Origin of the sequence: Lutimonas saemankumensis (assembly GCF_020171465.1) — a bacterium.
GTDB classification, from domain to species: Bacteria; Bacteroidota; Bacteroidia; order Flavobacteriales; family Flavobacteriaceae; genus Lutimonas; species Lutimonas saemankumensis.
In genome coordinates this window covers 834,231-853,587 of the sequence record NZ_JAIUZR010000003.1, presented here as the reverse complement: position 1 = coordinate 853,587, position 19,357 = coordinate 834,231, and the positions used below count along the sequence as shown (strand labels likewise).

General features: G+C 39.3%; 17 protein-coding genes. 4 read left to right on the top strand and 13 right to left on the bottom strand.

The window, feature by feature from the left end; genetic code table 11:
• Positions 1 to 25: 25 nt before the first annotated feature.
• Complete coding sequence (locus tag LCM02_RS05295; RefSeq protein ID WP_224927285.1) at positions 26 to 1,252, top strand: multidrug effflux MFS transporter; 1,227 nt, start codon at positions 26 to 28, stop codon at positions 1,250 to 1,252.
• A gap of 9 nt (positions 1,253 to 1,261) precedes the next feature.
• On the opposite strand, the gene LCM02_RS05290 is transcribed toward LCM02_RS05295, so the two are convergent.
• Complete coding sequence (locus LCM02_RS05290) at positions 1,262 to 1,444, bottom strand: CPXCG motif-containing cysteine-rich protein (RefSeq protein ID WP_224927284.1); 183 nt, start codon at positions 1,442 to 1,444, stop codon at positions 1,262 to 1,264.
• A 100-nt stretch (positions 1,445 to 1,544) separates the two neighbouring features.
• Here LCM02_RS05290 and LCM02_RS05285 point away from each other — a divergent pair, with 100 nt between their 5' ends.
• Together LCM02_RS05285 and LCM02_RS05280 are read left to right on the top strand one after the other, a co-directional pair.
• Positions 1,545 to 2,948: an exonuclease domain-containing protein gene (locus LCM02_RS05285; RefSeq protein ID WP_224927283.1), complete on the top strand. Its 1,404-nt coding sequence runs from the start codon at positions 1,545 to 1,547 to the stop codon at positions 2,946 to 2,948.
• Positions 2,949 to 2,980: 32 nt separating this feature from the next.
• Positions 2,981 to 3,580, top strand: a complete 600-nt coding sequence (locus tag LCM02_RS05280) for an SOS response-associated peptidase (RefSeq protein WP_224927282.1) — start codon at positions 2,981 to 2,983, stop codon at positions 3,578 to 3,580.
• Between the two features lie 61 nt (positions 3,581 to 3,641).
• Here the strand turns inward: LCM02_RS05280 and LCM02_RS05275 are convergent, their stop codons facing one another.
• The 11 genes from LCM02_RS05275 to LCM02_RS05225 form a co-directional block, all read right to left on the bottom strand.
• Positions 3,642 to 4,238 (bottom strand): 3-keto-disaccharide hydrolase, encoded by a 597-nt coding sequence (locus tag LCM02_RS05275; RefSeq protein ID WP_224927281.1) that lies wholly within the window; start codon positions 4,236 to 4,238, stop codon positions 3,642 to 3,644.
• Positions 4,239 to 4,410: 172 nt separating this feature from the next.
• The gene (locus LCM02_RS05270; RefSeq protein ID WP_224927280.1) at positions 4,411 to 6,786 is read right to left on the bottom strand and encodes a GH36-type glycosyl hydrolase domain-containing protein; all 2,376 of its coding nucleotides are present in this window, start codon (positions 6,784 to 6,786) and stop codon (positions 4,411 to 4,413) included.
• An 18-nt stretch (positions 6,787 to 6,804) separates the two neighbouring features.
• A complete protein-coding gene (locus LCM02_RS05265; protein WP_224927279.1) occupies positions 6,805 to 8,451 on the bottom strand; it encodes an MFS transporter in 1,647 nt (548 codons plus the stop codon).
• Between the two features lie 109 nt (positions 8,452 to 8,560).
• Complete coding sequence (locus LCM02_RS05260) at positions 8,561 to 9,307, bottom strand: sulfite exporter TauE/SafE family protein (RefSeq protein ID WP_224927278.1); 747 nt, start codon at positions 9,305 to 9,307, stop codon at positions 8,561 to 8,563.
• A complete protein-coding gene (locus LCM02_RS05255) occupies positions 9,300 to 9,911 on the bottom strand; it encodes a nucleotidyltransferase family protein (RefSeq protein WP_224927277.1) in 612 nt (203 codons plus the stop codon). The genes LCM02_RS05260 and LCM02_RS05255 overlap by 8 nt, the downstream gene beginning before the upstream one ends.
• Before the next feature lies 1 nt (position 9,912).
• Positions 9,913 to 10,944, bottom strand: coding sequence for an XdhC family protein (locus LCM02_RS05250; protein WP_224927276.1), 1,032 nt, complete (start codon positions 10,942 to 10,944; stop codon positions 9,913 to 9,915).
• Positions 10,945 to 10,979: 35 nt separating this feature from the next.
• A complete protein-coding gene (locus LCM02_RS05245) occupies positions 10,980 to 11,654 on the bottom strand; it encodes an OmpA family protein (RefSeq protein WP_224927275.1) in 675 nt (224 codons plus the stop codon).
• 12 nt (positions 11,655 to 11,666) lie between these two features.
• Positions 11,667 to 12,173: a lipocalin family protein gene (locus tag LCM02_RS05240; protein ID WP_224927274.1), complete on the bottom strand. Its 507-nt coding sequence runs from the start codon at positions 12,171 to 12,173 to the stop codon at positions 11,667 to 11,669.
• Positions 12,174 to 12,243: 70 nt separating this feature from the next.
• Positions 12,244 to 14,223 (bottom strand): alpha-ketoacid dehydrogenase subunit alpha/beta, encoded by a 1,980-nt coding sequence (locus tag LCM02_RS05235; protein WP_224927273.1) that lies wholly within the window; start codon positions 14,221 to 14,223, stop codon positions 12,244 to 12,246.
• Between the two features lie 140 nt (positions 14,224 to 14,363).
• Positions 14,364 to 14,849 (bottom strand): Lrp/AsnC family transcriptional regulator, encoded by a 486-nt coding sequence (locus tag LCM02_RS05230; RefSeq protein WP_224927272.1) that lies wholly within the window; start codon positions 14,847 to 14,849, stop codon positions 14,364 to 14,366.
• A 93-nt stretch (positions 14,850 to 14,942) separates the two neighbouring features.
• Complete coding sequence (locus tag LCM02_RS05225; protein WP_224927271.1) at positions 14,943 to 16,064, bottom strand: M14 family zinc carboxypeptidase; 1,122 nt, start codon at positions 16,062 to 16,064, stop codon at positions 14,943 to 14,945.
• 288 nt (positions 16,065 to 16,352) lie between these two features.
• Here LCM02_RS05225 and LCM02_RS05220 point away from each other — a divergent pair, with 288 nt between their 5' ends.
• The gene (locus tag LCM02_RS05220) at positions 16,353 to 16,736 is read left to right on the top strand and encodes a helix-turn-helix domain-containing protein (protein WP_224927270.1); all 384 of its coding nucleotides are present in this window, start codon (positions 16,353 to 16,355) and stop codon (positions 16,734 to 16,736) included.
• A gap of 53 nt (positions 16,737 to 16,789) precedes the next feature.
• On the opposite strand, the gene LCM02_RS05215 is transcribed toward LCM02_RS05220, so the two are convergent.
• On the bottom strand, positions 16,790 to 19,243 hold the full coding sequence (locus LCM02_RS05215; protein ID WP_224927269.1) for a M1 family metallopeptidase: 2,454 nt from the start codon (positions 19,241 to 19,243) through the stop codon (positions 16,790 to 16,792).
• Positions 19,244 to 19,357 lie beyond the last annotated feature (114 nt).

Below are 19,357 nucleotides of genomic sequence, written 5' to 3'. Positions count from 1 at the left end.
AATAAATTTGGCGTATTTTTGCCGGATGCAAAATCGAATACCTTCCCAGTTTGAATTCGTAGCGCTGATGGCGTCCCTGATGTCAATTGTGGCGCTTGCTATTGATGCTTTACTTCCCGCACTGGATTATATCGGTTTTTCAATCGGAACGACAAAATCAAGTGATACACAGCTGCTGATAACCATGATCTTTCTTGGATTGGGAATCGGGCCGCTTCTGTTTGGACCTATTTCAGACAGTTTAGGCAGAAAGCCCATTGTGTACATGGGTTTCACCATTTTTATTATTGCAAGTTTGATCTGTATTTATTCGGAAAGTTTATTTTGGATGGTGATTGGCCGAATTTTACAGGGAGTTGGTTTATCCGCCCCTAGAACCATTAGTATCGCTATGGTGCGTGATACATTTGAAGGTGATTATATGGCCAGAATCATGTCTTTTATAACGGTTGTTTTCATTTTGGTCCCCATTATAGCTCCTGCCATGGGGAAGTTTGTACTTGATCACTATAACTGGCAAGCAATATTCTATATTCAATTGATATTCAGTATTTTAGTGTCTTGGTGGTTTTGGAAAAGGCAGCCTGAGACCTTACCTGATGCACAACGAATCAGTTTTTCGGGACATATTTTTTCTGATGGATTGAAGGAACTGATCAAATACAAAAAGACGATGGGTTATACAATTATCTCTGGTTTTATCACAGGATCCTTTATGGTTTATTTAAGCTCCTCCCAGCAAATATTTCACACGCAATATGGATTGAAAGAGGAATTTCCTTTCATTTTTGCAGGGCTGGCCATCTCCATTGGATCTGCTACTTTTTTAAACGGAACCCTGGTAGTTCGATTTGGAATGGAACGAATTATTAACACTGCTATTTTGTCTTTTTTTAGTATTTCCCTGCTTTATTTGATACTATTCTATAATACAGATAATCCGGATGTTACCCTTCTCCTGTTGTTTTTTGGCATGCAGTTCTTTTCTATTGGATTCTTATTCGGAAATTTAAGGGCAATGGCTATGCAGCCTATAGGACATATAGCGGGAATAGGTGCCGCGATTACCGGTTTTATCTCTACCATTATGGCGGTTCCCATCAGTATCTATATTGGCCGATTTATCGATCAGCGAGCCTTACCACTATTTATAGGATTCCTGATATGCAGTTTCTTATCGATTCTGATCATTATCTATTTGCGAGTCGATACAAAGCGGCAAAGGCGAAAAGTAATGGATAAATTAAGTTGATTCGAATTTTTACTGACCAAGATCCTTGGATTCAAAACTGACCAAAGTGCCCTGATCAAAGACTATCGTTATTTCTATCGGGTTACAACAAACCTCGCAATCCTCAACAAGAATTTGTTCTGTAACAGAAGGATCTGTCAGAATGGAAATCTCCTCCCAGCAGTAAGGACACTGAAAAAATTGTTCTTCCATAAAAAATTTGCAATAAAGTTGTTCAGATAAAAATAAGTATAAATTTCTTTCTTATTTTTAAACAGGAGATAATCTGCGGCTAAATTCTGTTACTTTTTTGATGAACGATGGTGTAAAATATGCAATAATTGATGTTGAGACCACAGGGATGGGCATTCAGGGAAATAAAATCACTGAAATTGCCATCCTGGTTCATAATGGGAAACAGGTTGTCGATGAATTTCACAGCCTGGTCAATCCTGAGAGCAGTATCCCCTATGCCATTACAAGATTGACGGGAATCGATGATTATATGGTTGCGGATGCTCCAAAATTCTATGAAATTGCCAAAGAGATCATTGAATTTACTTCCGATTGTATTTTTGTTGCCCATAATGTCAATTTTGACTACAACGTAATTCACAAGGAATTTGCTGATCTGGGATTTCCCTTTAAAAGAAAAAAACTATGTACGGTAAGATTGTCTCGCAAGCTAATTCCGGGGCTTCCCTCCTATAGTTTAGGGAAACTATGTGCCAATGTGGGAATACCTCTTCATGACAGGCACAGGGCGATGGGTGACACAAGGGCAACAGCCATGCTTTTTGACAAACTTTTAAATTTAGACAATGATCGGAAAGTTTTTAATTCATTTTTAAAGCAAGGATCCAGACATGCCACGCTCCCTCCTGGATTAGCCAAAGAAGTTTTTGATCAATTACCAGAAAAAACGGGTGTCTATTATTTTCGAAATGAAAAGGATGAGATTATTTATGTGGGGAAGGCCGTAAACATCAAAAAGAGGGTTTTGAGCCACTTTTATGATAAGAAAAACAGGGAAGTTTCTTTGTGTCAGCAAACCACCAATATAACTTTTGAAATAACCGGAAGCGAATTGATCGCGCTCCTTTTGGAATCGGAAGAAATAAAAAAGTACTACCCGCTTTATAACAGGGCCCAGAGAAGAAATAACGAAGGTTTTGCGGTATTCAGTTATGAAGACAGGTCGGGATTGATGCATTTGGCATGGAATAATCTTAAAAGCGCTCCCAACCCCATTTGCAAGTTTTATAATTCTACTGAGAGCAGGCTATTTTTGGAAAGAATCTGCGAAAAATTTGAGCTTTGCCCCAAATATTGCCATTTACAGTCTAACGTGAACTCCTGTTTTCATTATCAGATAAAAAAATGTAAAGGAGTTTGTCGTGGCGAAGAATCCGTAGCCAGCTACAATAAGAGGGTCAAAGAAGCCATTGAATACATGAGTAATGACAGTAAGAGCTATCTTATTAAACAGCGAGGGAGGAATCGTGAAGAGCTGGCGTTTGTACTGATCGAAAACGGAATTTATCAAGGTTTTGGCTTTATTGATTCGGATCAGCAGATCGCTTCCCTTGACCAGTTAAAAGAGTTCCTTATTATGAAGAAGGATAACAGAGATATTCAGAAGATTCTGAGAGGATTTAGAAATAAAAATGAAGATAAATTCGTACTTCTCGAAACCGAATCCGGCTTTATCATTTAATCCCTTAGTCAAATTTCAAAACCATTCATATCATGTGCTATCAAACCAAGATAACCAAGAAAAAAGAAGAAATCCAAAGACAGTTTGATGCTCGAATCAGTGGATTGGATGAGTTTGATCCCAGTGAAGTGATCAAAGCCTTTGACTTTCCCAAGACTCCTGTAATAACAGATGAAGATCCAAAATTGATCCAGCTTTATCAATGGGGACTTATCCCCTACTGGGCAGATGAAAGCTGGAACAGGCAATACACCCTGAATGCAAGAATCGAGACACTGGAAGAAAAACCTTCCTTTAAGAATATCACGAATAACAGATGTTTGATCATCGTAAATGGCTTTTATGAATGGCAGCATATCAATGGAAGTAAAATCAAATATGATATAGGATTTAACAATGAATTGTTCGCCCTTGCCGGGCTATATGACCACTGCTCCGATACAAAAACGTATGCGGTGGTTACAACGGAAGCGCAGGGTGTTATGCGCGAAATTCACAATACCAAATTAAGAATGCCCTTTGCCTTATATGATCAGGACGAAATGCAGGCCTGGTTAAATTGCAAAGATGTAAAGCCTCGCTATGATTTTACAACCAACCCCGGGCTTTATCAGCAACAAAGCCTATTTTAAAAACAAAGCCTGTCTGGCTAAGCAAACAGGCTTTAAATAAAATAATTCAAAAATATTACAATTACATTTCTTTGATCACGATATTTCTCCATTTCACTTTGATACCGCCCCCGTCGTGAATTTGCAGTGCAACTGAGCCTTCACCTGCACCGATTTTTGCATCGGAAATCTTTATCATTTCAACTCCATTTAAATAAGAAGTCAAAATGTTCCCATTAACTATGATTTTCATTTGATTCCATTCTCCTTCTTTAAGCACATTTTCCTTTTCTGGTTCAGGCTTGATCAGCCAACCTCGGCCATAAGATTCGTAAACCCCTCCGGTATGCTTGCCTTTCGGAGCTACTTCCACCTGCCATCCGCTTACTTTGGTTCCTTCAATGGTCGATCTAATAAACACCCCGCTGTTTCCATCAGCTTCTTGTTTAAACTCAAGATTCAATTCAAAATTTTTATAATGTTTATTCGTAGCCAGATAACCGTACTGCTCGTCAGGGCCACTTTCACATACCAAAAGTCCATCCTCAACATACCATTTTTCGGTACCATAGGCTGTCCAGCCCGAAAGGTCTTTTCCATTAAACAAACTTGTTTGTGCCGATAATCCTGCCGATATACTAAGGCAGAAAAGAAATAGTATAAAACCAGCTTTTCTCATCTCTTCTTGTGTTTATGTTATTTATAATTCCAATCAATATTTGTGTCGAGCCGAAGATCAATCACTGCATTAAAATTACATATTTAGAGGATCATGAAAAACATTATTCGCCCTACAACCTCAATCTCCTTATAAATGCAGGCCTATGCCTTACAAACGGAACTTTTCCGGATCAGGAAACTGATCCTGGAAGAGTTACTCTGATCTGGTATTCATTACCTATTTGAAAGTTCTCTATAAGATTGCCTTCCAGCCGTTCATCGTTTTGAAAAACCTGAATGGTTGAAACTTCATGATCAACTCTCATGTCAATATGAAAATTAGCACCTCTAAACCGCCTTGTCACTTTCACATGATCCCAAGCATCAGGAAGTTGAGGGGAAATTCTCAATCCGCCGGTTTCTCCTTTTAGACCAAATAATCCTTCAATAAGACATCTGTAGATCCAGTGTACCGTACCAGTATTAAATAACTGGCTCGACCTTCCTGCAGTTCTTGGATGTTGTCTGAATGCTCCTCTGTAGTAATTTGGAATAAATACCGGTAGTTGTCCCCTTTGTAAAAGGTCCTTCTCATCCGTTCCCGGAATCATTTTATCGATCAAACGGTAGGCCTTGTCAGCATACCCTTTGGTATAAAGCGCAAAAATATAAAAGGCCTCGGCGTGATTATACACAGATCCGTTCTCAGCCGACCCGGGATGTTTTTGAGTAACACGCCCTATATCTTCCCTCATTGAAGTAAAAGAAGGGTTTAACATTTCTATCCCATAGGGTGATTCTAACTCCTCTTCCACAGCCTTAATGATCTTATTTTCTTTATCGCGGTCTGCTGCATCGCATAATAAAGACCAGGCCTGCGGGTTAAGAAATATCCTCCCTTCAGGATCTGAGTGGATCCCAAATAGTGTGTTATCATCAGTAATACCCCTTCCATACCAGTGAACAGACCATATATGCCTGTTGACGGAATCATTTAGTTCCTTGATACATTCTTTAAAAACCGAGGTGTCCACGTCGAGTTTATAGGTTTCAACAATTTGAACCCATGTTTTAAGGGCATAAGAGCAAGCCATTGACAGCCAGCCAGAAACCCCTTTACCCTTGTAACCAACCATATTCATCGGATCGCACCAATCGCCCTGATTGATATAATTCAATCCTCTTTCATCTCTGTTTTCCATTAACCAGATCATGGCCCTGTTTATGTGTTCTGTAGCCGAAACCTTTTCTTCACGATCTGCAAAAGGCTGAAGTGAAGAAAGAAATTCATGATCATTCGTTTCGTCCAGGTAGCTTTTTAAACAAACAGGAAGCCAGACACAGTGATCCGTGTGAGGAACCTGATTGATGTATTTCAGTTCGGCTCCCTTGACAATAATGACACCGTCAGGCATGGCACCTGAAGACTGTTGTTGAGACAAAGCTTTTTCAAAGGCCTTGCGTGCAATACCTGGTTTGATATACCCCATCCCCATATTATCCTGAAGATAATTACGGGTTTGAGGGTCCGTTGACAACCTATTGGTTTCCCCGTGATAATAAATTTGTCTTGGCAGCCAATGATTGACAAACTCATTCAGTTTTTGGTTTGGTGTTTCAATTGAAATGAGGTTAACACCATTTTCAATGTATTCCTTATAATCTCTCTTTGCCTTTTCAACTCCCAATGGATCTTCAAAAAACCTTTTACGAATCCCTACAATTTCATCCCGATCTTTGGCAGGGCCAAAAATAAAATTCAGGCATTTTTCTTCTTCCGGGTCAAGTTTAAGGTCATATTGCATGGCACAAGTGGGCGTTTCATAAATAGCATTACCATTCTTTAAACCACCCGACGCAATTGAGGATGGAGCATGCAACCCGCCTTCTCCCTCAAATGCTTCCTGATTTGTTTCAAAGGCATCTGGTTTTTCTTCAGCAAGTAGAAATGTTTTGTCTTTGAAACTCTTGATTTTATCATAGTCCTGATATTTCTGATAAGGTGAAATGCTGCTGCATATAATGGCATTTAATCTTGAATCGTAGCTTGAGGATTGATTCATCCAGGACATGTATCCCACAGGAAAATAAGGAAAGACCTGAAGCCGTTTGGATTTGTTACTCAGATTTTGAATTTCAATCTGCCACATTTCAACAAGGTCATCCTTTGTTAAATTCAGGGTCATTTTGACCTGAATCTCGTTTTTTATAATCTGCCATCCTATATCATGCTGACCTGCGGAAAAACAAAATTCATCAGGCACGGACCTTACGGGTTCATGGGGTACTGAGAACAGCTCATCGGTATCCAGGTCTTTGATATAACAAAATCGTCCAGGATGATGTGCATAATAAGGTTGCTCAGGCTGCATAAAGGTCTTGGCTTCGAGGTTTGGAGCATGAGCGTATTTTGCAGGTTCAGGCTGCATGAATTGAGCGACGGCAAATCCCCTGCAATTCATATGGATCATCATTTTCCTGTTCCAAAGAAAAGAGGATGCCTTGGGCATGGCTACCGGACTGTACAAATTAACCCGTTCGCCATTATTGATTGATTTTGTAAGCATTTTATTGATCTTCAATATTTATGAATTTCTTTCACTTAGATCCTGTTGGATCTGCTTTAACTTCGCCTCACTCAAATCATAGAATTTCAAAGCAAATATGGCGACAAAAGCAAAAAAAGCAGGAACAACAGTTTGCAGCCAAACGATCCCTGATAGCGAAGCGCCTTCCTGGATCTGGTTAGCCGAATAACCCAATGATGCAAGAACCCAGAGAATACCTGCAGATCCCAGGGCCCCTCCGAGTTTCTGGGAGAAGGTGGCCGCTGAAAAAGTCATCGCCGTAGCCCTTCTTCCTGTTTTCCATTGATTAAAATCTGCTGCATCCGCGTACATGGACCAGGTTATCGGAGATTTTGGTCCGAGTGCAAGGCTGATGATGATGTTCAAAATAAACATCCATATTATTTCCTTGGGAAGGTCTGAACTGTCTTGAATTACAGCGCCATTTTCATCCATTTGATAAACACTTATGACCCGATTCGCTTTGGCTTCGCTTGTTACTGGCTCCAAGATTAAGGAGCTTGTATTGTCTCCAATGGGATCCAGGTCCTTGAGAAACCAAAATATTCCGGCCTTGTGCTCGACCCATTGAAAACGATTCGAATTTTGGTCTATATCATCCAGAAGGTCTTTTGCATGTAATTCTATCTTAGTTGAATTATCAACGGTTACCACGCCTGTAGACTGAGGCTTTGGTATGAAGGCAAAGGCAATCGAAAAGACACCGACCAGCGTCATAAGGACCATCAAAAGTTTTGCTTTGTCCATCAACTTGGTTAGATAGGGTGATAAAAGACAGCCAACGGCATATGCCGCCATTTGAACCCCGATAAAGGCTCCCATTAAATCCGGTCTTTGTACAAAATATTTAAAATAATAAGTAGCAGAACTGCCTCTGAATACAATGGTCATCATAATGATCATGGCAAGGGCAAAGAGAATGATCCATGGCTTATTATTCAAAAGATCCTTTATGTCATCCAAGGGCTTGGTAACCTGACCCTTTGGAGGCTGTATTCTTTCTTTTGTTGTGGCAAAGGTGATTAAAAATAAAACCGTGGCCACAGACGCATACAGCACCATGGTCATTTGCCAGCCATGAGCTTCACTGCCATTGGCAAAATAATCTGCAAGGCCCGGAGTGAAAGCACCTACAATGATTCCTGTGGTGTACGCAAAAAAGAATCTCCATCCAAAAATTTTGTTTCGTTCATCTGCGTTGGCTGTAACTACACCTGCTAAAGATGAATAAGGAGTGCTCAGTATGGTATAACACAACATCATCATCGTATAGGTTGCATAGGCCCATACAATTTTTCCTGTATCACCAAGGTCTGGAGTACTCATAGTCAATATAGCGGCAGCTGCCATTGGGATGGCTCCAAATAAAAGATAGGGTCTGAATTTCCCCCATCTTGAATTCGTACGGTCAGCAATTGCTCCCATGGCGGGGTCCGTAAAAGCATCGATGATCTTTGTGACTAAAAACATCGTTCCCGCTGCTGCGGCAGACATTCCGAAAATATCCGTATAAAAATAAGAAAGATAGGACCCAATAATGATCCAGTAAAAATTAAAACCTGCATCACCCACGGCATAGCCAAGAATTTCCTTTAGTGAAATGGGTGAAAGTGCATCTTTTTGATGATTCTTTGAATCTGACATTTGATTGATTAAATAGTTGTTTTTTGGGAAAAATTCCACCAAATGTAAGGAATTATTGTCATAAATAATTAGTCAAGAACATGAGTGACAATACCTGTATGATTTGGGCTTATTTGAATAAAATTACAATGGCGCCCACTGCAGTTACTACAAGTACAAGTTTTCTGTAGAAGTCATTATTGATCAGTTTAACCAATCGAACTCCGAGAAAAAAACCTAAAGGTATGGCCGGAGAAAGCCACAGGTTCATGGTTAAAGTTTCAATAGTAACCGTTTTCCAGACCAGGATGTGAAAGGGTAATTTGAAAACATTGATAATAAAGAAGAGCCAGGCTGCCGTTCCAATGAATTCATTCTTGGGCAATCTCATCGCAAGGAAATAAATACTTGCGAAAGATCCCGCAAGATTCCCTATCATCGAGGTGATTCCGGATAATAAGCCTAAAGAACTGCTAAAAGCCCAGTGCTTTGGAATGGTATATGACCTTCTCCTGTCCATCCAGATCATGATCAGCACGGTCAAAAGAATAAATGCCGCCATGACCTGTTTAAAGAGATCCTCGGAGATATCATTTCCCCACCAAACGCCGAGTAACACGCCAAGAACCATCATCGGCAAGAGTTTCTTTAAAAAAAACCATTGCGTGTGTCTGTGGTAATAAATTACTGCAAAAATGTCAGCAGCGATCATCATAGGCATTAAGACTCCGGTAGAAGCTTTTCCTCCAAACACAATGGCCATTAAGGTAACAATGACAACACCAAGGCCCTTGAGCCCCGATTTACCCATTCCCAAAAGCAGGGTAGCGAGAAACGCCAGCAGGATATCTGTAAAACCAAGTGAAATACTATCCAAAAGCAGTGTAATAATGATTGTATTGTTCCATTGTATCTAAATCGATAAGTCCGTTTGGAGCATCAAGCTGAATCATTTTACTCAAGTGTTTTTGAATAACTGATTTTGCTCCATAATCATGCTTTAGCTCTTTTAATTCAGAAAAGAAATTCTTGCCGAATAACGCCGGTACACCTACTTGGTCCCCATAGGAGGACACAATAATACGATCTTGACTTATGCAGCTCATTACAAGTTTTTTATAATGGTTGTTATCAAGTAATGGTTGATCACAAACTGCAATTAGTAAGCCATCAAAATCAAAGTTCATTTCCTCAAAGTATTCTATGATTTTGACTATCGAAGAGCTCATTCCATCTTTCCATTTTGCATTGCTAATGAGCTCAATATTTTCAGTTTTTACCTGTTCCGAAATAATGTTTTCATTGGCCCCTAAAACGACAAAGACCTTTTCGACTCCTGATTGCAATAACTGATTGATGGCATGACCTAAAAGCGTAGTTTTCTTCCAGGGTAAAAGTTGTTTTATTCTTTTCATTCTGTTTGAAGCACCTGCTGCCAGGACAACACCGGCAACCTTTGGACGGAATGTAACTCCACTCATCTTAGAGTTTGGTATTTAAATGGATTCTGCCTATTTTATCTTTAAGGGACTTCGGCTCCTGACCCCTTGTAATTGAAAGAATCTCGGAACAAATGGACAAAGCAATTTCCTGAGGAGTTTCGGCTCCGATGTTCAAGCCTGCAGGGCCAAACATGACGTCAAATATTTCTTCATTGATCGAAGGGAATTTTTCAATCAAATCGTTAAGCATCCGCTCCCTTCTGTTTGAAGGACCTAAAAGACCAATGTAGCAGGGTTGACTTTTGATCAAATGAAACAGATATTCCAAATCCTTGACATAGCTATGTGTCATCAGAACCACAGCCGTATTATGATCAATAAGGTCCAGATTAAGTTCTCCCGGGTTTGTTTTTTCCAATTTTTGGCTGCCCGGAAAATCCGTTAATACCTGGGGGCTGGACGGGCTGACAACAACGGTAACATCCCAGCCCAGTGAGGCAGCCATCAGGGATAGTTGAGATGCATCATGCTCTGCACCGATGATCAGTAAATGAAAACATGGATTTAACTGCTGCTCAAATACTTTAAGTTCTTTCCCTTTTATTCTGTATTCCCGACCCGAAAAAGCAAATGCTCCCTGAGAGCCAAAATCAAAATACGAGCCCAGTTCGGCGTTCTCACCCTGCTCTCTTGAATATTGACTTTTTATGATAAAAGTATTCCGACTTTCGAGTATTTCTTCAAATGTCGTGATCATATCCTGACTCGGACAGAATTTTTCGATCAGAATATATAAGGTTCCTTCACACCCTAATCTGTAACGACCATCATAGGTCATCATTTTGGATACCCCTGTTTTAAAAACGGTTCCGGATTGTTTAAGAATCTCTTTTTCAACACAGCCACCGCTCACCGCTCCCGTCATATGCCCATGTTCGTTGATCAACATGCGGACCCCCGGCCTTCTGTAAGACGAGCCATCAAGGTCAACTACTGTTGCCAATACACAATCAAGCCCTAAATGCCGCGCATTTAGATAACCCTGAATAATTTGTTTTAGTTCATGTGTCATAAATCATAAAATATCAAAAGCCTACTTTGATGTATTTATTCCGTCTGGGCTTTTGCATCTTCAATCATCTGTTCATTGGCTGCAACCCCAATCTCAACACGACGGTTTTTAGCCTGATTCTCCTTCGTGTCATTTTCAAATCGAGGTCTGGTTTCTCCAAAAGCTTCTACTTTAAACCGATTTGCGGCAACTCCTTTGGCTTTTAAATAGGCTACAACAGAATTGGCACGTCTTTGGGACAATTTCATATTATAATTTTCATCACCAACGCTATCTGTATGCCCTTCGATCATTAATTCAGTATCAGGAAACTCTATAAAAATCTCAGCAACAGCATCGAGATTCTTTTTGGCTTCCGGGGTTAAATCAGCGCTGTCAAAAGCAAAATTAACTCCACTTTTGTCATCAAAAATAATTTGAATCCCCTCTCCCACACGTTTTACTTCAGCCCCAGGAACTGCTTCTTCAATCTTATCAGCCTGTTTATCCATTTGCTTTCCAATTACTGCCCCTGCAGCTCCTCCAATTGCGGCTCCAATTAAAGCACCACCAATATTTCCACCAATCAATCCTCCAACCAATGCCCCGGCTGCAACACCTATCCCTGCTCCTCGTTGGGTCTTGTTAGAATTTTGAATCGCAGTACAACTCATGTTTAAAGACAATATTACTGCCAGGGACAATCCGTATATTTTTATCTGTTTTAGCATTTCTTTTGGTTTTTATAGTGCAAAATCATCAGAAACCTTTGTATAAGTGAGCACAACGTCAAACTCGTTGCCCTCGTAACTTGTCCTAACCCTCATTAACATCGTGTTTTCATCAAGAGAATCTATATCCGATCTGTAGCCTCTGTTTGCAGAATCAATAGGCTTATTCTTTTCATCAACATACTTGAATTGAAACTGGTAGGTTCCGTCTCCTGGCTCATAAAATGACCAGTGAATTCTCGTGGCAACACCTTCGCATTGAGAACCATCATTGATAGTGTATTTACCAGACCCGTTATTAGGAATGAATACCCATTGACTACCCTTAAAACATGCTGAATCCGCCATGTCAAACAAATTGGCCTTGTAGAGCCCTTTTTCGCCAACAAATTTAATATTGGTTATTTCCCAGGTCCCTTTTAAAGTTTTCTTGCTTGGCTTAGAGGCTGAACTTGACTGCGTTGAGCCACATGAACTGATTAATAAAATAGTAAGTGTAAGAAGTAGTAGTTTTTTCATAATGTGGCGGTGTTAAAGTTTCTCAAATTTACGAAATTAAAATCTTCGCTCATAATCAAAATTTAAGGGATCAATAATTGATCAGATCCATTAAAGCCAATTCAAATCTCTTGTTGGGAAGGTAGATCTCTTCCAGGTTCTTCGCAAATGGAATGGGCATCTCCGGAGAGCCGATTCGAACTACAGGAGCATCAAGAAATTCAAAACAATGTTCACTGATAAGTGCTGAAATATCAGAGGCAATACCCCCAAACAATGAGTCTTCCTGAAGAATAATAACTTTTCCGGTTTTTTTAACAGAGTTGTAGATTGCCTCGGTATCAAGGGGCTGCAAAGACCTTAGGTCAATCAGGTCAGCTTTCAGCTTAAGTTTTTCCAAGGAGTCAATTGCCCAGTGAACTCCAGCTCCATAAGTTATTATCGATATTTCTTCACCTTCCTGAACCAGTGAGGCCTTACCGATAGGGATCGTGTAAAAATCGTCAGAGACTTCCTGATAAACAGATCTGTACAATTGTTTGTGCTCAAAAAATAGTACCGGGTTTGGGTCTTCAATTGCTGAAGCTAAAAGGCCTTTTGCATCGGCAGGAAAAGCAGGGTAAACAACCTTTAATCCCGGAGTTTTTGTAAACCATGCTTCGTTTGTTTGACTATGGAACGGTCCTGCTCCTACTCCAGCTCCACAAGGCATTCGCAAAACAACATCAGCATTCTGACCCCATCGGTAAAAAGATTTTGCCAGAAGGTTTACAACTGGATTAAACCCGGAAGTCACAAAATCTCCAAATTGCAGTTCAACGACCGATTTTACACCTGAAACACTTAAACCAAATGCAGCTTCAATAATCGAGGATTCACATATGGGGGTATTCCTGACTCTTTCGGGTCCGAATTTTTTTGCAAACCCTTCCGTTATTTTAAAAACTCCGCCATAGGAAGCGATGTCCTGCCCCATAATGACCAGTTCCGGATGTCTTTCCATACTTTGATACAAACCCTGTGAAATCGCATCGACCAATCGGATCTTTGAGACTTTCTTGCTAGGATCAATAATCTGGTTATCAAAGTTTTTGTATACGTCACTTAATTCTTTTTCCAGGCTCGAGTTGACCTCTTTTTCCTGAAATGCAATGTCAAGATTATCATTGATCTCGTGAGCAAATTCGGTTTTAATAGCAACTTCCTCCTTTTCCGAGAGAATAGATTCATTCCTTAAAAACTCCTGAAAGTTTAAAATAGGATCCTTTCTTGACCATTCATTTAAAAGCTCTTTGGGGACGTATTTGGTTCCGCTGGCTTCTTCGTGTCCCCTCATTCTAAATGTTTTGAATTCAAGTAAAACGGGCCTTGGATCTTTACGGATGCTTTTGGTAATTTCGGCTACCCTGGAATACACTTCAACGATATTGTTGCCTTCAATAATATGGCTTTCCATGCCATATCCTTTTCCCTTATCTGCAATATGTTCACAATTGAATTGTTCACTTACAGGTGTGGATAAGCCATATCCATTGTTCTCGATGCAAAACAGGACCGGTAAGCTCCAAACGGATGCTACATTTAAAGCTTCATGAAAATCACCTTCACTTGTAGCACCTTCGCCCGAAAAAACAGCGGTAACCTTTTCTTCATTTTTCAACTTGTGAGCCAGGGCTATTCCATTAGCTACCCCGAGCTGTGGCCCAAGATGAGAGATCATACCGACAATTTTAAATTCCTGTGTCCCAAAATGAAAGGATCGATCACGACCTTTGGTAAAACCATTCATTTTACCCTGCCATTGAGAAAATAGCCTATACAAGGGGATTTTCCTGTTTGTGAATACGCTTAGGTTTCTGTGCATGGGAAGGATGTACTCATCTTCCCTCATGGCCAGTGTAATTCCTGAAGAGATTGCTTCCTGGCCAATTCCTGAGAACCATTTTGAAATTTTTCCCTGTCTTAAGAGGATCAGCATTTTCTCCTCGATCATTCTTGATTTAAGCATTGCCTTGTACAGATCAATGAGTTGGGAAGCATCCAGTTTAGGCTTGGAGTAGTCAAAATTCATAGAAAAAACATTCAATAATATGACATAAAGAAATTCTACTCAAATATCGATTTTTTTATCATCTTTTAGGTATCATATCAAGTAAAAATCCTCCTTATTAAAACGTAACAAAGAGGATTTTCATAAATATTCTATATTCTTTAAAAGGATATTTCCTTGAATATCTGGTGCATGAGCCTTTTCTTGTCATTGATCACTTCTTCAAGAGAAATAGAGGTTTCAGTTCGTTTGATTCCTTCGATTCTATCAAGCCTGAAAATGATCTCCTTGGCATGCATGGTGTCTTTTGCCCGAATTTTGCAGAAAATTGAAAATTTACCGGTCGTAAGATGAGCCACCGTAACTTCGGGAATTTTTCTCACTTCTTCAATCACCAGTTGTGTTGTTGAGGAGTTTTCCAGAAACAACCCGACATAAGCAATGAAAGTATATCCCATCTTATTGTAATCGACGCTTAGCGTAGAACCTTTGATAACCCCCTCATCTTCCATCTTTTTCACTCTTACATGAATGGTACCGGCTGATACGAGAAGGTTTTTTGCTATATCTGTAAATGGAGTTCTTGCATTTTCAATAAGGGCCTCTAAAATTTGATGATCTAATTCATCCAATTTGAATTTTGACATAAGTATTGCATTTGTTTATATTGCAAATATGACAAAATTTGTCAAAATAAATACATTTTTTACTAAAAAAGATTAGTATTTTATGGTTAATTTTTAATTAAACGTGTTTTTAACCCAAATCTCAACATCTTTTTCATCATTAAATAAGAGCCCTTCACCTTCAATAATCTTATCAGCATTAAAGTCAGCTAAATTTCTTAACTGATTTACACTTGGTTCAAATTCCAGTTTCCCTTCTTTATTAAGTTTTTCAATAAATAATACTCCAATATCCATTAGTTCATCTTTCAGGTTAATATTTCGCACAATAATATCCAGGTACTTCTTCTCATTGTTGGGAATGTTGAAATAGTCTTTATGAAGATCCAGGTCAGATTCTAAGGCAATAAACCTTATACCCTCGAGAAGTGCTAAAAATGTACCTAATCTTGATTCCTTTCGCAAGTAGTCTCCTTTACTGTGGCCAGCTTCAATGAGAACAGTATTGAAACCCATTTTCTGAAAATTATCTCCTGTTGCCGTTGGGTAAAACTCATCGGTGTAACGCCCTATTCTGCCCGGCATAACCTGTTGCAGGGATCTGTTGATCGAAGAAATAACACTCATTGTTTTTTTTCTACCCTCGGTTATGCTTCTTTTTACATCAACTGAAGGAGCCAAAAAAGACATGGTTGCCGTTTTAGTACCCGGTTCCACACTAAAAATTGTCCTCTGGTCATGAAGATTAAAGCAATAATCGGGTTTTATCTTTTGCAGGACCTCCTGCAAAACGACACTTTCAGGAGCCTTTTTGTCAATGACATCCCGGTTTAGGTCAATACCCTGGGCATTTACCCGGGTATAAGCCTGTGCTCCGTCAGGGTTCAAAATAGGTATACAATGAATCGAACATTTATCGAGAATTTGATCTTTTAAGGGGTCAAATTCATTTGAATTGTCAAAGAAATTAAACAGGTCGAACAATCCTCTTGTCCCGGTACTTTCATTTCCATGCATCTGGGTCCATAGGAGAATATTAACCGGACCGCTTCCAAAGACGATTTTGTGAATATCCCTTCCCTCAAAGGACCGGCCAATTTTCTTCAGCTTAAAATCTTTTGGCAGGGAGGACATGTATGGTTTTATATCCTCAAGAGATAGGTGACGGCGATCAAGATTTTCGTCTCTGATCGCTCCATATATATCGATAATGGAACTGACTTCTTTTTCATTCATTTTACAAATGTAAACAATTAGATTTTTACAATTGTAAACAGCATTAATCTAGAATAATTTTACAAGTGTAAACAATGTGAAGGCCTAACTTAGCATTGGTACCAAGGTTTTATAAAATATTTTTATTGATCTTTAAAATATTATATAAAATATATTATATCAGGTTTTTAAATTACTTTACTTCAATTTAATATTCATGTTAATTCACTTTACATACCTCAGAATTTATAAATATTGTTATGTCAATCAATAATAATATTTACATTTGTTACAGTAGAGCAGTTTACAATGATAAACAATACCGAATTTTCTGAAAGACTTAAAAGGATCATGGAGTATTACCAGCTGTCGGCCTCGGGTTTTGCTGATAGAATTGAGGTTCCAAGATCCAGTATTTCTCATTTGCTTTCAGGAAGAAACAGACCAAGCCTCGACTTTGTTATGAAGGTCATTAAAGAATTTGACCAGGTTGAATTGTACTGGCTTTTAAATGGGAAAGGTAATTTTCCTAAGAAGGCATCCCCTATCGAACCGGATGTAAATCCCGCTCCTAAAGAAAAAACACAGGAAACCAAAGAAAATGCCGATCCAAACAAAGGCATGCGCTCCAAGGAAATAGAACGAATTGTGATATTTTTTAAAAACGGAACTTTTAAAGAGTATCTCAAATAAAAAACCCCTGACTTTGATGTCAAGGGTCTGTTTGGTTTAATGCATGTCTGGTTCTATTCAAGTCGGGTGAGTCCGTCCTGAACAATGTTTACCAATGTTTCTTTATTGTCAAAATCCGATTCATTTTTCACTGCAAGAACCTGCTGTAAGACTTGTTTAGCCATTTTATCAACACCGTATTGCTTGTATTGATTTCCAACCTGGACAAATGAATCCACGAGATTTTGGGTAGCTTCCTCATTTGAACTGGAGGCAACCCACTGAAATCCTGATTTATAGGTGTTCGCTTTTTCTTTGTCTTGCGTAAAAAACATTCCAGCGATTAAATTATTGGCTACAAAAGGCATTTCTGATTCTGTTTCATCCATGATGAATAATGGAATCAATGCATCTTTTAAACTTTCTTTTTCCATTTTATCTGTAATGGAAGTCGCATAGGCAAGGGCAGCCTCTTTATCTTCCCAGTAGAGTGATGTAAGGGAGCTACCCTTTACAGCGCTGGACTCACTATTTAATCCTTCGCGGTACAAATCAACATAGGCACCTCCATCAAGAATGAATAGTTTATCAATGGCTGCTGCTCTTACAAGCGTTTTTGGATCATTGACCGCCATGGCTTCAATTGCCTTTACGGCTTTTTTTGAACCATTGGCTTCAAGATCAATATTTTTAATCGCCAGGATCCTTATGCCGTAATACGGGTCATTTAAAGCGTTTTCATAGGTTTTAAATACCTCCTCATTTTCCTGATAGTTTATCAGTTTATCAAGAGCCTCTTTCCTGTCTTCATATTTCTTGCCCACTTTATATAAGTGAACCAGGTTTTCCGCCGTCTTTTCATCGTTGAATTCCGCCAAAAGCGTCCTGTCGGCATCAACATTGACCAGTTTAGGCATATTTTCATATTTGAAAGAAAAAGAATTGGTTTTTTGATCCACCCAAACTTCATATCGCTTTGGAGTTTCTTCTTCAAAAACTTCTATTGCAAGCGGAAACTCAAATATATTCTCCTGGGTCTGTTCGATCTGAACCGTTACAATTTTTGCCTCTTCACTGTAAACATAGTTAACATCGAGTTTTGGATGACCGTTGCTAAAATACCATTGATTAAAGAACCAGTTCAGATCTTTTCCGCTTACTTCTTCAAAAGCCAGCCTTAACTGATGAGCTTCTCCGGTTCCGTATTTGTTATCATTCAAAAATTGATTCATCCCAGCTTTAAAGGCTTCATTTCCAAGATAACTTCTCAGCATATGCAGGATGGTTCCTCCTTTATTGTAAGAAACGGCATCAAACATATCTTCTCTGCTGTTATAATGAAACCTTACCAGGTCTTTTAGTTCATTGCTCGGTGTAAGGTACCCTTTTACCTCCTTTAATCTGTGGGCATCTGCATGGTCTCTTCCGTACTTATGCTCTAACCACAAATACTCACTGTAATTGGCAAATGATTCATTGATCGTCAGGTTGCTCCAGCTTTCAGCAGTGACAAGATCTCCAAACCAGTGATGGAACAATTCATGGGCTATGGTAGCTTCCCAGGTATTATCATCTATGAGTTCTCCGGCCGTTTGGTAGGCCATCTCTCCATGTAGAACCGCCGTTGTGTTTTCCATTGCTCCGCTTACATAGTCACGTCCAACCATTTGAGCATATTTTGGCCATGGATATTCAACTCCCGTGTATTCAGAATAGAAACCTATCATTTCCGGTGTCAAACCAAAAATTCCTCTTGCAACCGATTCGTATTCTTTCTCCACATAATAGTCCACGTCAAGCTCCTTCCATTTGTCCTGGACCACGCTAAATTCTCCCACCCCCATAAAGAATAAATAAGGAGCATGTTTTTGATCAAATTTCCAGTAATCAGTTCTGGTTCCGTCTGAATTTTTAGTTTGGTTTTTTAAGAGCCCGTTAGAAAGGGTTACGTATTGATCAGGAACAGTCATATAGATTTCCTGAGACGTTTTCTGGTTTGGCGAATCAATTGTTGGAAACCAGCAGCTACTCGCCTCGGTTTCTCCCTGGGTCCAGATCTGGGTTGGCTTTTCCGGGTCCTCGCCAAGCGGATCAATGAAATACAGTCCTTTCGCCCCGGTTATGGCTGCGCTTCCCTGCTGAGTTACTTCTTCAGGCCTGGCCGTATACTTTATGTAAACCTCGTATTCTTCGCCTTTGCCATAGGTGTTGCCCAGTTTGATCTGAAGTTTTTCACCGTCATATTCATACTTTAAGTCTTTGCCATTTGAAGTAATTTTATGAATCAGCATAGATTTGGCATCTAATTCCAACTCATTTACATTGTAAAAATGAGGTGTTAAAGTGATCCAGGCTTCTCCATTCATCTGACTTTTATCAAAATCAAAATCTACTTTTAATTTTGTATGAACCAGGTTACTAACCTTTTCACGTTCAGCTCTGTATTCCGTATTGATCGACTCAGTTACCTGAGCAAATGTAAATCCTATACTTAAAAAAAAGCATAGCAATAGTGCTTTAAAATTCATGGTTTTAATAAAGTTAATGGTTTGAGACCGCAAATATAGATGAAATGTTAGAAATCAAATCGTTAAAGTTGGGTTAAAAAAAACTGCTTCAGCGCTGGGCTGAAGCAGTTTATT

What these genes read in the sequence shown, in the direction of transcription:
- LCM02_RS05295 (WP_224927285.1), top strand. Translation starts at nt 26, where the DNA reads ATGCAAAATCGAATACCTTCCCAGTTTGAATTCGTAGCGCTGATGGCG.
- LCM02_RS05290 (WP_224927284.1), bottom strand. Translation starts at nt 1,444, where the DNA reads ATGGAAGAACAATTTTTTCAGTGTCCTTACTGCTGGGAGGAGATTTCC.
- LCM02_RS05285 (WP_224927283.1), top strand. Translation starts at nt 1,545, where the DNA reads ATGAACGATGGTGTAAAATATGCAATAATTGATGTTGAGACCACAGGG.
- LCM02_RS05280 (WP_224927282.1), top strand. Translation starts at nt 2,981, where the DNA reads ATGTGCTATCAAACCAAGATAACCAAGAAAAAAGAAGAAATCCAAAGA.
- LCM02_RS05275 (WP_224927281.1), bottom strand. Translation starts at nt 4,238, where the DNA reads ATGAGAAAAGCTGGTTTTATACTATTTCTTTTCTGCCTTAGTATATCG.
- LCM02_RS05270 (WP_224927280.1), bottom strand. Translation starts at nt 6,786, where the DNA reads ATGCTTACAAAATCAATCAATAATGGCGAACGGGTTAATTTGTACAGT.
- LCM02_RS05265 (WP_224927279.1), bottom strand. Translation starts at nt 8,451, where the DNA reads ATGTCAGATTCAAAGAATCATCAAAAAGATGCACTTTCACCCATTTCA.
- LCM02_RS05255 (WP_224927277.1), bottom strand. Translation starts at nt 9,911, where the DNA reads ATGAGTGGAGTTACATTCCGTCCAAAGGTTGCCGGTGTTGTCCTGGCA.
- LCM02_RS05250 (WP_224927276.1), bottom strand. Translation starts at nt 10,944, where the DNA reads ATGACACATGAACTAAAACAAATTATTCAGGGTTATCTAAATGCGCGG.
- LCM02_RS05245 (WP_224927275.1), bottom strand. Translation starts at nt 11,654, where the DNA reads ATGCTAAAACAGATAAAAATATACGGATTGTCCCTGGCAGTAATATTG.
- LCM02_RS05240 (WP_224927274.1), bottom strand. Translation starts at nt 12,173, where the DNA reads ATGAAAAAACTACTACTTCTTACACTTACTATTTTATTAATCAGTTCA.
- LCM02_RS05235 (WP_224927273.1), bottom strand. Translation starts at nt 14,223, where the DNA reads ATGAATTTTGACTACTCCAAGCCTAAACTGGATGCTTCCCAACTCATT.
- LCM02_RS05230 (WP_224927272.1), bottom strand. Translation starts at nt 14,849, where the DNA reads ATGTCAAAATTCAAATTGGATGAATTAGATCATCAAATTTTAGAGGCC.
- LCM02_RS05225 (WP_224927271.1), bottom strand. Translation starts at nt 16,064, where the DNA reads ATGAATGAAAAAGAAGTCAGTTCCATTATCGATATATATGGAGCGATC.
- LCM02_RS05220 (WP_224927270.1), top strand. Translation starts at nt 16,353, where the DNA reads ATGATAAACAATACCGAATTTTCTGAAAGACTTAAAAGGATCATGGAG.
- LCM02_RS05215 (WP_224927269.1), bottom strand. Translation starts at nt 19,243, where the DNA reads ATGAATTTTAAAGCACTATTGCTATGCTTTTTTTTAAGTATAGGATTT.